The organism is Mesorhizobium sp. ES1-1 (genome assembly GCF_020164785.1).
In the GTDB taxonomy this organism is placed as follows: Bacteria; Pseudomonadota; Alphaproteobacteria; order Rhizobiales; family Rhizobiaceae; genus Mesorhizobium.
Genome location: NZ_JAIUGX010000011.1, coordinates 1 through 12,809 on the forward strand (window position 1 = coordinate 1; position 12,809 = coordinate 12,809).

At 63.6% G+C, this 12,809-nt stretch carries 12 protein-coding genes; 7 read left to right on the forward strand and 5 right to left on the reverse strand.

Annotated elements, in window-relative coordinates; genetic code table 11:
* Positions 1–122 precede the first annotated feature (122 nt).
* The 7 genes from LB513_RS18800 to LB513_RS18830 are packed head-to-tail and all read left to right on the forward strand — an operon-like array spanning position 123 to position 7,449.
* Positions 123–995, forward strand: coding sequence for a carbohydrate ABC transporter permease (locus LB513_RS18800; RefSeq protein WP_224665009.1), 873 nt, complete (start codon positions 123–125; stop codon positions 993–995).
* A gap of 10 nt (positions 996–1,005) precedes the next feature.
* Entirely contained in the window at positions 1,006–1,830 is an 825-nt protein-coding gene (locus LB513_RS18805) for a carbohydrate ABC transporter permease (protein WP_224665010.1), read from the forward strand.
* A 51-nt stretch (positions 1,831–1,881) separates the two neighbouring features.
* Positions 1,882–2,880: an ABC transporter ATP-binding protein gene (locus LB513_RS18810; protein WP_224665011.1), complete on the forward strand. Its 999-nt coding sequence runs from the start codon at positions 1,882–1,884 to the stop codon at positions 2,878–2,880.
* 2 nt (positions 2,881–2,882) lie between these two features.
* On the forward strand, positions 2,883–3,653 hold the full coding sequence (locus tag LB513_RS18815) for an L-iditol 2-dehydrogenase (RefSeq protein WP_224665207.1): 771 nt from the start codon (positions 2,883–2,885) through the stop codon (positions 3,651–3,653).
* A 38-nt stretch (positions 3,654–3,691) separates the two neighbouring features.
* Complete coding sequence (locus LB513_RS18820; RefSeq protein WP_224665012.1) at positions 3,692–5,170, forward strand: mannitol dehydrogenase family protein; 1,479 nt, start codon at positions 3,692–3,694, stop codon at positions 5,168–5,170.
* A 15-nt stretch (positions 5,171–5,185) separates the two neighbouring features.
* The gene (locus LB513_RS18825) at positions 5,186–5,869 is read left to right on the forward strand and encodes an HAD family hydrolase (RefSeq protein WP_224665013.1); all 684 of its coding nucleotides are present in this window, start codon (positions 5,186–5,188) and stop codon (positions 5,867–5,869) included.
* Positions 5,866–7,449 carry an FGGY-family carbohydrate kinase gene (locus tag LB513_RS18830; RefSeq protein WP_224665014.1) on the forward strand — a complete coding sequence of 528 codons (1,584 nt, stop codon included), beginning with the start codon at positions 5,866–5,868 and terminating at the stop codon, positions 7,447–7,449. Before LB513_RS18825 ends, LB513_RS18830 begins: the two co-directional genes overlap by 4 nt.
* Positions 7,450–7,461: 12 nt before the next feature.
* On the opposite strand, the gene LB513_RS18835 is transcribed toward LB513_RS18830, so the two are convergent.
* The 5 genes from LB513_RS18835 to LB513_RS18855 form a co-directional block, all read right to left on the reverse strand.
* Positions 7,462–8,550, reverse strand: coding sequence for an ABC transporter ATP-binding protein (locus LB513_RS18835; RefSeq protein WP_224665015.1), 1,089 nt, complete (start codon positions 8,548–8,550; stop codon positions 7,462–7,464).
* A gap of 7 nt (positions 8,551–8,557) precedes the next feature.
* Positions 8,558–9,604, reverse strand: a complete 1,047-nt coding sequence (locus LB513_RS18840; protein ID WP_224665016.1) for an NAD(P)-dependent alcohol dehydrogenase — start codon at positions 9,602–9,604, stop codon at positions 8,558–8,560.
* A 15-nt stretch (positions 9,605–9,619) separates the two neighbouring features.
* Positions 9,620–10,447 (reverse strand): carbohydrate ABC transporter permease, encoded by an 828-nt coding sequence (locus tag LB513_RS18845; protein ID WP_224665017.1) that lies wholly within the window; start codon positions 10,445–10,447, stop codon positions 9,620–9,622.
* The gene (locus tag LB513_RS18850; RefSeq protein WP_224665018.1) at positions 10,444–11,310 is read right to left on the reverse strand and encodes a carbohydrate ABC transporter permease; all 867 of its coding nucleotides are present in this window, start codon (positions 11,308–11,310) and stop codon (positions 10,444–10,446) included. The genes LB513_RS18845 and LB513_RS18850 overlap by 4 nt, the downstream gene beginning before the upstream one ends.
* 108 nt (positions 11,311–11,418) lie before the next feature.
* On the reverse strand, positions 11,419–12,690 hold the full coding sequence (locus LB513_RS18855) for an ABC transporter substrate-binding protein (protein ID WP_411962724.1): 1,272 nt from the start codon (positions 12,688–12,690) through the stop codon (positions 11,419–11,421).
* Positions 12,691–12,809 lie beyond the last annotated feature (119 nt).

Sequence of the window (12,809 nt, forward strand, 5' to 3'; positions counted from 1 at the left end):
GGCGCCGCCGGGCGCCTACCGCCGGCCGCCCCGGGCCCGGCGACGGCCGCCCGAATCCCAGTTCGGGCGGCCGCTCATCCCGCCTCTGAAAAATTCAGTCCGACCAGTGAAGGGTGACCGTGATGGCTACTCAGCAGACCCGTTCGCTTGCCCGCTTCATGATGGCGCCGTCCGTCCTGTTGCTGTTCGTCTGGATGATCGTGCCGCTGGTCATCACCGTCTATTTTTCGTTCCAGCAGTACAATCCGCTGAACCCGATCCGAGACGGCTTCGTCGGCCTTTCCAATTACGCGCTATTCTACTCCAACCCGGCCTTCCTGCAGTCGATCCTCAACACGCTGACGCTGGTGGTCAGCGTGCTGTTGATCACGGTGATCGGCGGCATCCTGCTGGCGCTGCTGATCGACCAGCCGATGTGGGGCCAGGGCATTGTGCGCATCCTCGTCATATCGCCGTTCTTCGTCATGCCACCGGTGGCCGCGCTGGTCTGGAAGAACATGATCATGCACCCGCAATATGGGGTGTTTGCCGACATAGCGCGCTTCTTCGGCGCCCAGCCGATCGACTGGTTCGGGCAGCATCCGATGCTGGCCATCATCATCATCGTCGCCTGGCAGTGGCTGCCCTTCGCGACCCTCATCCTGTTGACGGCCCTGCAGTCGCTCGATGGCGAGCAGAAGGAGGCCGCCGAGATGGACGGCGCCGGCTTCGTCAGCCGCTTCATCTATCTGACGCTGCCGCACATGTCGCGCGCCATCACCGTCGTCATCCTGATCCAGACGATCTTCCTGCTTTCCGTCTATGCCGAGATCCTGGTCACCACCAATGGCGGCCCTGGATATGCCTCCACCAACCTGCCCTTCCTCGTCTACCAGAAGGCGCTGCTGGAGTTCAAAATCGGCCAGGCCTCCGCGGGCGGTGTGATCGCCGTCATCCTCGCCAACATCGTCGCCTTCTTCGCCATGCGCGCCGTCGGCAAGAACCTGGACAGATAGGGGAAGACAAATGGCACGTGCAGTCACCACCCGACACAAGACAGTCGCGACAATCGCCGCCTGGATCGTTGCCCTGCTGATCTTCTTTCCGATCCTCTACACGATCATCACCTCGTTCAAGTCGGAGCAGGAGGCCATCCAGGGCTTCAGCCTCATCCCGTCGGGAACATTCGAGAGCTATGCCGAGGTCCAGGCGCAGAGCGGCTATTTCAAGTTCTTCATGAACTCGGTGATCCTGTCGCTGGGTTCGACCATCCTGGCCCTGCTGGTCGCCATTCCGGCGGCATGGTCGATGGCGTTTTCGCCGACGAAGCGGACCAAGGACATATTGATGTGGATGCTCTCCACCAAGATGATGCCGGCGGTGGCCGTGCTGTTTCCGATCTACCTGATCTTCCGCAATCTCGGCCTGCTCGACAGCCGCATCGGACTGATGATCATGCTGATGCTGATCAACCTGCCGATCGTGGTGTGGATGCTCTACACCTACTTCCGCGAAATCCCGGGCGAGATCCTGGAGGCCGCGCGCATGGACGGCGCCTCGCTGTGGAACGAGATCATCTATGTGCTGACGCCGATGGCGGTGCCAGGCATCGCCTCGACGATGCTGCTCAACATCATCCTGGCCTGGAACGAGGCGTTCTGGACGATCCGGCTAACCACGACGGAGGCCGCGCCGCTCACCGCCTTCATCAGCTCGTTTTCCAGCCCGCAAGGCCTGTTCTGGGCAAAGCTTTCCGCCGCCTCGACGCTGGCCATCGCGCCGATCCTGATCATGGGGTGGTTCAGTCAGAAGCAGCTGGTGCGGGGCCTGACCTTTGGCGCCGTGAAGTAACCAACGCTGCTTGAAGAAGCCGGCGAAAAACAACCCCTCGGGGAGGAAACCATGGGAAACATCACGCTCAAGAACGTCTCGAAGTCCTTCGGAACGACCTCCATCATCCCCGGCCTCGATCTGGTTATCGAAAATGGCGAATTCGTCGTCTTCGTCGGCCCGTCCGGTTGCGGCAAGTCGACGTTGCTGCGGCTGATCGCGGGGCTGGAAGACACCAGCGGCGGCACCATCAACATCGATGGGCGCGATGTCACCGGCGAGGCGCCGGCAAAGCGAAAGCTCGCCATGGTGTTCCAGTCCTACGCGCTCTATCCGCACATGACGGTGGCCAAGAACATCGGCTTCCCGCTGAAGATGGCAGGCGAGGACAAGGCCACCATCGACAAAAAGGTGGGAGACGCGGCGCGCGTGCTCAACCTGACCAATTATCTCGAGCGCCGGCCGGGCCAGCTTTCCGGCGGCCAGCGCCAGCGCGTCGCCATCGGCCGTGCCATCGTGCGGCAGCCGACCGCCTTCCTGTTCGACGAGCCGCTGTCCAACCTCGACGCAGCGCTTCGCGGCACCATGAGGCTGGAAATCAGCGAGTTGCACCAGCAACTCAAGACCACGATGATCTACGTGACCCATGATCAGGTCGAGGCTATGACTATGGCCGACAAGATCGTGGTGCTGAACGCCGGCAACATCGAGCAGGTCGGCTCGCCGATGGAGCTCTACAAGACACCGAAGAACCTGTTCGTCGCCGGCTTCATCGGCTCGCCGAAGATGAACCTTGTGGAAGGCGCGCCGGCCGCCAAATACGGCGCCAAGACGATCGGCATCCGTCCCGAACATATGGGCATCTCGACCACCGAAGGCGAATGGAAGGCGACAGTCGGCGTTGCCGAGCATCTCGGCTCCGATACCTTCCTGCATGTCCAGGCCGATGGCGTCGGCCCCCTGACGGTGCGGGCGGACGGTGAACTCGCCGTTCACCACGGCGACACGATCTACCTGACGCCGGAAAAGGCCAAGCTGCACCGCTTCGGCTCTGACGGAAAGGCGATGTGAGCATGCGCCTGGCCGGCAAATCGGCGCTGATCACCGGGGCCGCCCGTGGCATCGGCCGGGCGTTCGCCGAGGCCTATGCCGGCGAAGGCGCCACTGTTGCCATTGCCGACATCAACCTGGAGGCGGCGGAAAAGACGGCCGCCGAGATCGGCGGCAGGGCCTATGCGGTCATGCTCGACGTTAGCGATCAGGCCTCGATCGACGCCGCGGTAAAGGCGGTCGAGACCAAGACCGGCGGGCTCGACATCCTGATCAACAACGCCGCCTTGTTCGACCTGGCGCCGATCGTCGACATCACCCGGGCGAGTTACGAGAAACTGTTCTCCGTCAATGTCGCCGGCACGCTTTTCATGTTGCAGGCAGCGGCCCGCTCGATGATCGCGCGGGGCAAGGGCGGCAGGATCATCAACATGGCGAGCCAGGCCGGGCGACGCGGCGAACCGCCGGTCGGGGTCTATTGCGCTACCAAGGCCGCCGTCATCTCGCTGACCCAGTCGGCGGGGCTCGACCTGATCAAGCACCGCATCAACGTCAATGGCATCGCGCCCGGGGTGGTCGACAGCGACATGTGGGACCAGGTCGATGCGCTGTTCGCCAAATACGAGAACCGCCCGAGGGGCGAGAAGAAGCGTCTTGTCGGCGAGGGCGTCCCTTACGGCCGCATGGGCAAGCCGCAAGATCTGACCGGCATGGCGATCTTCCTGGCCAGCAGCGAGGCCGAATACATCGTCGCCCAGACTTACAATGTCGACGGCGGCCAGTGGATGAGCTGACCGTATGCGTTCCGGCTTTGCCGGCGAAGGAGTGAACCATGGCTACGAAACTCTCGTCCGAGGCGCTGGCGAACCTGCCGGCCAAGGTCGCCGGCCCTAAATACGATCGCGCCTCGCTCAAGGCCGGCATCGTGCATTTCGGCGTCGGCAATTTCCATCGCTCGCACCAGGCCGTCTATCTCGACGACCTGTTCAATTCGGGCCTCGGCCACGACTGGGCGCTGGTCGGGGCCGGCGTGTTCGAGGGCGAGAAGGTCGGCCGCGCCAAGCTTGAAGAACAGGACTGGCTGACCACGGTGGTCGAGCAGGACGAGGGCCATATGAGCGCCCGTGTCACCGGCTCCATGATCGACTTCCTGACACCGGGAGACCCGGCCGGGATCATCAAACGGCTTGCCGACCCGGCGATCCGGATCGTTTCGCTGACCATCACAGAGGGCGGCTATTTCATCGACCCGGCTTCTGGCGTGTTCAATCCGGCCCATCCCGACATCGTCGCAGATGCGCAGCCGGGCGCCACGCCGAAGACCGTGTTCGGCATCATCCTTGCCGGGCTGGTGCGCCGGCGTGACGAGGGCACCGTGCCGTTCACCGTCATGTCCTGCGACAACATCCCTCACAACGGCCACGTCACCTCCGACGGCGTCATCGGCCTTGCCCGGCTTATCGACGAGGACCTGGCAAATTGGGTCGGCGAGCATGTCGCCTTTCCGAACGCCATGGTCGACCGGATCACGCCGGCCACCACGGATCGCGAACGCGGCATCCTGGCCAAGGATTTCGGGCTGGAGGACAATTGGCCGGTGTTCTGCGAGCCGTTCCGGCAATGGGTGCTGGAAGATCATTTCACCGACGGCCGTCCGCCGCTGGAAAAGGTCGGCGTGCAGTTCGTCAGGGATGTCGCGCCCTATGAACTGATGAAGATACGCATCCTCAATGGCGGCCATGCCACCATCGCCTACCCGGCCGGGCTGATGGACATTCATTTCGTCCATGAAGCGATGCAGGAGCCTTTGGTGCGCGGCTTTCTCGACAAGCTCGAGCATGACGAGATCATCCCGACCGTACCGCCCGTTCCAGACACTGTGCTGGAAAACTACTACCAGCTCATCGACAAGCGCTTCTCCAATCCCAAGATCGGCGACACGGTGCGGCGGCTTTGCCTGGACGGCTCGAACCGGCAGCCGAAATTCATCATCCCGACCATTGCCGACCGGTTGAAGGCCGGACAGGGCGTCGCCGGCTTGGCGCTGGAATCGGCGCTCTGGTGCCGCTACTGCTTCGGCACGACCGACAGCGGCGCGGTCATCGAGCCCAACGACCCAAGCTGGGACCGGCTGCAGGCAACGGCAAGGGCGGCAAAGGATGCGCCGGCCGCATGGCTGGCCATGGAGGATATTTACGGTGATGTCGGCCGGGCGACCGCTTTTGTCGAGGCCTTCGGCCACGCCCTCAAAATGCTCTGGGCGGACGGCACACGCGCCACGCTGACGCGCTATCTCGCCGGCAGCCTCTGACCGCCGTTTCACGCTATGGCGCCTGAACTCGTCATCTTCGACTGCGATGGCGTGCTGGTCGACAGTGAGGCGCTTTCCGTCTCGGCCCTGCTCGCCATGATCCAACTTGCCGGCGGCAGCGTCAGCGACGACCTCGCCTACGAGCATTTTCTCGGCAAGAGCACGAAAAGCGTGCGCGAGATCCTCTGTCGCGAATTCGGCCTCGACATCGCCGATAGCCGCCTTGCTGAAATGCAGGTCGATCTCATGCGCCGGTTCCGCGAAGAACTGAAACCGATGCCGGGCGTCAGGGAGATGCTGCCGAGGCTCGACCTTCCCTGCTGCGTCGCCTCGTCGGGTACGCTCGACCGCATCCGCCACGCGCTTGATGTCACCGGACTGCTCGGCCTTCTGGAACCGCATCTGTTCAGTGCAAGCATGGTGGCGCAAGGCAAGCCGGAGCCGGATCTCTTTCTCTATGCCGCAGCCTCCATGCATGTCGAGCCACGGCATTGCCTTGTCATCGAGGACAGCCCGGCGGGCATCGCGGCGGCGCAAGCGGCAGGCATGGCGGTCTTCGCCTTCACCGGGGGTTCCCATGCCGGCAACCCGGCGCTGCAAGTGCGCCTTGCGTCGATGCAGCCGGACTCTATATTCGCTAACATGCTGCAATTGCCCGATCTGATTGCAGGCCTGGGAGCGAGAGTAAGAGCGTCTTGAAGAATTTCGTTTGCGCGGTCGATGTCGGCACCGGGAGCGCTCGCGCGGGCATTCTCGACACCAGCGGTAGCTTGCTTGGACGCGCCGAGCATCCAATCCTGATGAACCAGCCGAAGCCCGATCACGCCGAGCATGATTCGCGCGACATCTGGTCGGCGGTCTGCACCGCGGTGCGTGCCGCACGCGAAAAATCAGGCGTCGGCGCGCAAGACATCGTCGGCATTTCCTTCGATGCCACCTGCTCGCTTGTCGTGCGGGACCGGCAAGGGGATCAGCTCAGCGTTTCCACCACGGGCGAGAGGCGCTGGGATACGATCGTCTGGCTCGATCATCGCGCCATAGCGGAAGCCGACGAATGCACCGCGAGCGGACATGCCGTGCTGAATTACATAGGCGGGGTCATGTCGCCGGAAATGGCGACGCCGAAGCTGATGTGGCTGAAGCGCAACCTGCCTGACAGTTGGAATGAAGCCAGCTATCTGTTCGACCTGGCCGACTTCCTGACGTGGCAGGCGACCGGCTCGCTGGCCCGCTCGCAATGCACGCTGACGGCCAAATGGACCTATCTGGCGCATGAAGACAGGGCTTGGCGGCGCGATTTCTTCGACATCGTCGGTCTCGATGATCTGTTCGAGCACGGCAATCTGCCCGAACGGGCCAGCGCCGTCGGCGCCGATATCGGCCATCTGACGGCGCAGGCGGCGGCAGAGCTTGGGCTGAGCGAGACGTGCCGGGTCGGCGCGGGGCTCATCGACGCGTATGCCGGCGCGCTTGGCGTGCTCGGCGGCTTTGCCGGTGACGAACAGAATATCGGCCGGCACCTTGCGCTGATTGCCGGAACGTCGAGCTGCGTCATGGCGATGTCGCCCGATCCGCAGCCCTTCGCCGGGGTCTGGGGGCCTTATTACGGTGCCGCACTGCCGAAGCTCTGGCTCTCGGAAGGCGGCCAGTCGGCCACCGGCGCTCTGCTCGACCACATCATTCGCTGGCACGGCGCGGGCGGCGAGCCGGACGCCGCCATGCATGCCCGGATCGCCAGGCGCGTCACAGAACTGCGCGCAGCCGAAGGTGACAACCTCGCCGCCAGGCTGCATGTGCTGCCGGACTTCCACGGCAACCGCTCGCCTCTCGCCGATCCGCATGCGATCGGCGTCGTCAGCGGGCTGACGCTGGATTCCTCGTTCGACAGCTTGTGCAAGCTCTACTGGCGCACCGCCGTCGGCATCGCGCTCGGGGTGCGCCATGTGCTGGAGGCGCTGAACGAGAACGGCTACCTGATCGACACGCTGCACGTCACCGGTGGCCACACCAAGAACCCGTTACTGATGGAACTCTATGCCGACGCAACCGGCTGCACGGTGGTCGAGCCTCTGGCCGACGAGGCGGTGCTACTCGGCACCGGCATGGTCGCGGCTACCGCCGCCGGGCTTTTCCCGGACCTCAACGCCGCCTGCGTTGCCATGCAGCAAGGTGGCAAGACGCGAGGATCGAACCAGGCAGCCGCCGGACGCTTCGACCGCGACTACAGGGTCTTCCTTGAAATGCACCGGCAGCGGCGGATGCTGGACGCGATTCGCTAGCAATCCTCGTTGTTACTGTCGGCGCAGGGACATGCCGGATTGCGCATCGAACAGGTGCAGGCTCGATTCATCGAAACCGTAGCGGACGTCGGCGCGGATGGCCGGGCAGGCACGGCTCGGCACCAGCGCACTGATTTCCTTGCCGCCCAAGCAGAACGTCACCAGCGCGTCATTGCCGTGGAATTCGATGAGATCGGCCGTCCCTTCCAGGAGATTTCCTGACGCGCCGGGACTGGCGGCGACGAGGTCGGGCGGCCTTATCCCAAGGACGGCGCGCTCACCCTGCTGTAGCCTGAAGCGTTCGCCTGAGATGGTGAAGACCGTTCCGGCATTGGTCAGCGTCCAGGCGTCGCCGTCCCGGCCGATCGTCACATCGATGAAGTTCATGTTCGGGGTTCCGATGAACCCCGCCACGAACAGATTGCCCGGGCGCTCGTAGATTTCCGCCGGCGAACCGATCTGCTCGATCCTGCCATCTCGCAAGAGGACGATGCGATCCGCGAGCGTCATCGCCTCCAGCTGGTCATGGGTGACGTAGACGGTGGTCGTGTTCAACGACTGGTGCAGCCGCGCGATCTCGACGCGCATATGGTTGCGCAGTTTTGCGTCCAGGTTGGACAGCGGCTCATCGAACAGGAACACTTTTGGTGTCTTGATCATGGCGCGCGCGATGGCGACGCGCTGCTGCTGCCCGCCGGACAGCTCGGCCGGCTTGCGATCGAGATAGGGATCGAGACCCAGCGTCGTCGAGACGGCGCCCACGCGCTGCCGGATTTCGGCCTTCGGCACGTTCTGCCGCTTCAGACCGAAGGCGATGTTGTCGAAGATCGTCATATGCGGATAGAGCGCGTAGTTCTGGAACACCATGGCGACGCCACGGTCGCCCGGATCGAGGTCATTGACCACCGTACCGCCGATCGAGATCTCGCCGCCGCTGATATCCTCCAGCCCGGCCAGCATCCTCAGCAAAGTGGACTTGCCGCAACCGGAAGGGCCGAGGAAGACGACGAATTCGTGTTCCTCGATGCTCAAATTAAGATCGCGGATGACCGAAGTGGCGCCATAGGATTTGTCGACATGAGAACAGACGATCGCGGACATGGCTCTGTCAGGCCTTTTCGCTCGAAATCAGGATCTGCAGCTTGACGTCTTCCGGCTTGCCCGCCGCGGCCCGCTCGAACGCCTCGATGCTGTCGTCGAAGGCATAGGTTCCGGTGATAAGCGGATTGAGGTCGACCTTGCCGGAGGCGATGAGTTGCAGGGCGCGGTCGAAGATGTTGGCGTAGCGGAATACCGTCTCGATGCGAACCTCCTTCGATATCGCAGCCGGAACGTTGACGGTAACCGGCTCCACCGGCAACCCGACCAGCACCACCGCGCCTCCGGGGCGTACGACATCGAACAGATCGGCAAAGGCCTTCGGGCTGCCGCTCGCCTCGAACACGATGTCGGCGCCCCAATTGTCGGTCGCTTCGGAGACTGCGTCGGCCAGTGACCGCTCACCGATATTGACGGGAGCGATGCCGGAATAACGCGCCGCGATCTCCAGCTTGGGGGCCGAGAAGTCGGAGATCAGCACCTTCGAGCAACCGCCGGCGAGAGCCGCCAGCGCAATCATGATGCCAATCGGACCGCAGCCGATGACGACGGCGACGTCGCCTGGCACGATGCGGGCGCGGGACGCCGCCTGCATGCCGATGGCAAAGGGCTCGACCATCGCCCCTTCGGCGAAGGAGACATTGTCCGGCAGCCTGTAGGTGAACGCGGCCGGATGCACGGTGTAGGGCGCGAGCACGCCATGCACCGGCGGCGTTGCCCAGAAGGAGACGTCTGGATCGACATTGTAGATGCCGAGCTTGGTTGCGCGTGACGACAGGTTTGGCACGCCCGGCTCCATGCAAACGCGGTCGCCAACCTTCAGCCTCGTCACGTTGGCGCCGACCTGCACAATTGTTCCGGAAGCCTCGTGACCGAGCACCATCGGCGCGCGTACGACATAGCTGCCGATGGCGCCATGCGTGTAATAGTGCACGTCGCTGCCGCAGACGCCGACCGTATGGATGGCGATCCTGACATCGTCCGGCCCCACATCGAGCGGCAGCGCGATCTCGCGCAGGGCCAGTTCGCCCTTCTTCTCAAGCACCAATGCCCGCATCGTCTCGTCCTCGCTTCAAGTCTTTTTTTGCCGGAAAACGGAATTCAGGAAGCCGCTCAGCACGCCGAGAAACAGCAGCGGCGGCAGCGACAGCAGCACGACCGAGGCATTGAGGATCCCCCACGGCACGTTCATGCCCTGCTGGGAGAGTTCCGACGCAACGATCGGCAAGGTCTTGGCGTTGGAGCTCGACAGCATCAGCGCGATCAGGAACTCGTTCCAGACCAGCACGAAGCTGAAGGCGACAGCGCCGGCGAGCGAGCGCGCCGCAACCGGCAGCGCAATCCTCCAGAACACCGAATAGGCGCCGTAGCCGTCGACGAAGGCCGCTTCCTCGACCTCCTTCGGCACAGCCTGGAAGGCGGGAATGGCCAGCCACATGATGACCGAGATGGTGAGCAGGCTGTAGGTGACGATGAGCGCGGCGAGCGTGTCGTAGAGGCCGACCTGCAGCCAGATGACCATCAGCGGGATGGCGACCGCGACCGGCGGCAGGAAGCGCAGCGACAGAACGAAGAATTGGATGTCGCCGGCCCAGCGGTTCGGGTAGCGCGCCACCGCATAAGCGGCTGGCAGGCCGAGCACCACGCCGACCAGCACCGCCACGCCGCAGGCGACGACCGAATTGTAGAGACCGGTCAGGACGCTGTCTCGGCCGAGGATATAGCTGATGTTGGCAAGGGTCGGCGTGAACACCACGCGCGGGACCCGGGTGATGATGTCGACATTGTTCTTCAGCGAATTCAGCGCTGTCCACAACAGCGGAAAAACCGCCATGAAACCCGCGAAGGCCAGCACCGCCTTGCCCAACAGGCGGCCCACTCCGGTGCGAGGCCGCCTCATGCCTGCACCCGCTTCCACAGCATGGTGAAGGTGATGACGGTGGCGACCATCATCAGCACGGCCATCGCCGAGGCATAGGACACCTTGCCGGACTCGATGAAGCCCTGAGAGAAGGCGTACATGTCGAGTGTCTCGGTCGCTACGCCCGGCCCGCCACGGGTCATGACGTAAATCAGGTCGAAGGATCGCAGCGATTCGATCATCTTGACGAACATCAGGCTGACCAGTGGCGCCTTCAGCATCGGCAAGGTGACATAGGCGTGGATCTGCCAGCTTCTGGCATGGTCGAGCCGCGCCGCCTCGATCGGCTGTCGCGGCAAAGTTTCCAATAGCTTCAAAACGATGACGGCGAAGAACAGGCCCCATTGCCAGACATCGACCGACGCCACGGCGAAGAGCGCCGTGGCGGGCTTGGACAGCGGATCGAAGATCATCCCCCCGGTGAGTAGCCGGTAGGGATAGGTGGCGATGCCGTAGAGCGGATGGTAGGCGAATTTCCAGACGAAGGCCGCCGAGACGCGCGGCAAAAGCACCGGGATGATGAACAGAAGGCAGTAGATGTTGCGCAGGCGCGGCGAGGCGACCTCGAACATCAGGACGCCAAGCCCGATGGCCACCGTCATCGTCGCGGCCACGGTGACGATCTCCCACTTCACCGACACCCAGACGGCGTTGAGGAAGCGGCGGTCAGAGAACAGATCGTAGAAATTCGAGAACCAGACATAGGAATAGTCCGCCGAGCTGAGCTCGCGGTTCTGCAGGGCGATGACGATCGCGTAGAGCGTCGGCACCATCGACAGGATCAGGAGAATGACGAGCGTCGGCACGACGAAGGTGACCGGCAAGGAGGAGCGTCGCGGCATCTGTCTATCCCTGGCTGCGGCTCAGCGGCGATGACGAGAAGTCCCGCGACGCACCGATCCCGGCATCCCATTGATGCCGCGGACCCGTGCGCCGCAGGGGAGGATGGCCTATTTCTTCACCAGCTGCTTGGCATAGGCATCAAGCTCGTCGAGGCCGCCCTTGATGTCGGTGCGCGTACCGGTGACCAGTTCCTCGAGGATGATGCCCCAGCGGTCGCCAAGGTCGGGCCAGCGCGGGTCCTGCCAGAAGTTCACCGCCGTCACCTTGCCGGTCTCGGCCAGGGCCTGGCCGAGGTCGGCGCCGTAAATGTCGGCGAATTCCTTGCTGGAGAGCACGCTGGTGCGGTTCAGCTCGCCGAACTGATGGGCGTCGAGCCGGCGCTTCTCGTTTTCCTTCGAAGTCGCCCAGGCGATGAACAGGCCGGCGCATTTCTTCGAAGCGTCGTCGGCATTGGCCTTTGCCGCGATGGCGAGGCCGTGGCCGTAGCCGCCGCCGGGAAGCGGCGAAGGCGGCGGCAGGAAGCCGATCTTGCCGACTACCTGCGAGGTCTTCGGATCAACTGCCATGCCCGATAGCGGCGTCGATTCGACCAGGATGGCGACCTGGCCCGACAGGAAGGCGCCGGTCGATTCATCCCAGCTGCCGGTCTGCGTGCCCGGCGCTGAATCCTTGAACAGCTTGAGATAGGTTTCCGTCGCTTTGACGGCGGCCTCCGAATTGAAGACCGGCTTGTCGCCGTCGAACCACTTGCCGCCATAGGCCTTGAAGAATGGCATCCAGCGCCAGACATTGGCGCCCGAACCGCGCGCGCCGCGCAGGGCGATGCCGTAAATGCCCTTGTCGGGGTTGGTCAGCTTCGGCACGTCGGCGATCAGCTCGTCCAGCGTCTTCGGCGGCTGGATGCCGGCCGCTTCCAGAATATCCTTGCGATAGACCATCAGATCGCCACCGCCGGTCAGAGGCGCGAACCAGACCTTGCCGTCATAGGTGGCGACCTTCTGGCGGCCCGGATCGAAATCGGCATAGTCGTAATCGGCGGGGTAGTAATCGGCCAGCGGCACGATCCATTTCGACGAGGCGAACAGCGCGACGTTGGCCTCGTCGACGTAGTAGACATTGTAGTTGCCGACGGTGGAGGCATCGGCGCGCGACTTCGCGCGGCGATCGTTCTCGTTCAGATAGTCGATCTGGAAGCTGGCGCCGGCGAGCTTCTGGAACTCGTCCTTGGACTCCTCCAGCAGGGTCAGGCCGTCGCGGGGCTGCGCCAGCACCTTGACCGGCGCGGAGCAGACCGGCGCCTGTGCCAGGGCGATGGTGGAAACGGTCGTGGAAAGCATAAGGGCCGCGCCAAGGCGGGCGGCAAGCCGGATTGTCGTCATGATCTTTTCTCCTCCAGGAACAGGTCGCGGGAAGCGTCGTCCCCGGAATGCGCGATCCTCACCATCGCCCGAGAGACATGCTGCCCAGCGCCAAGATGCGCAGTCGGGACGAACCAAGC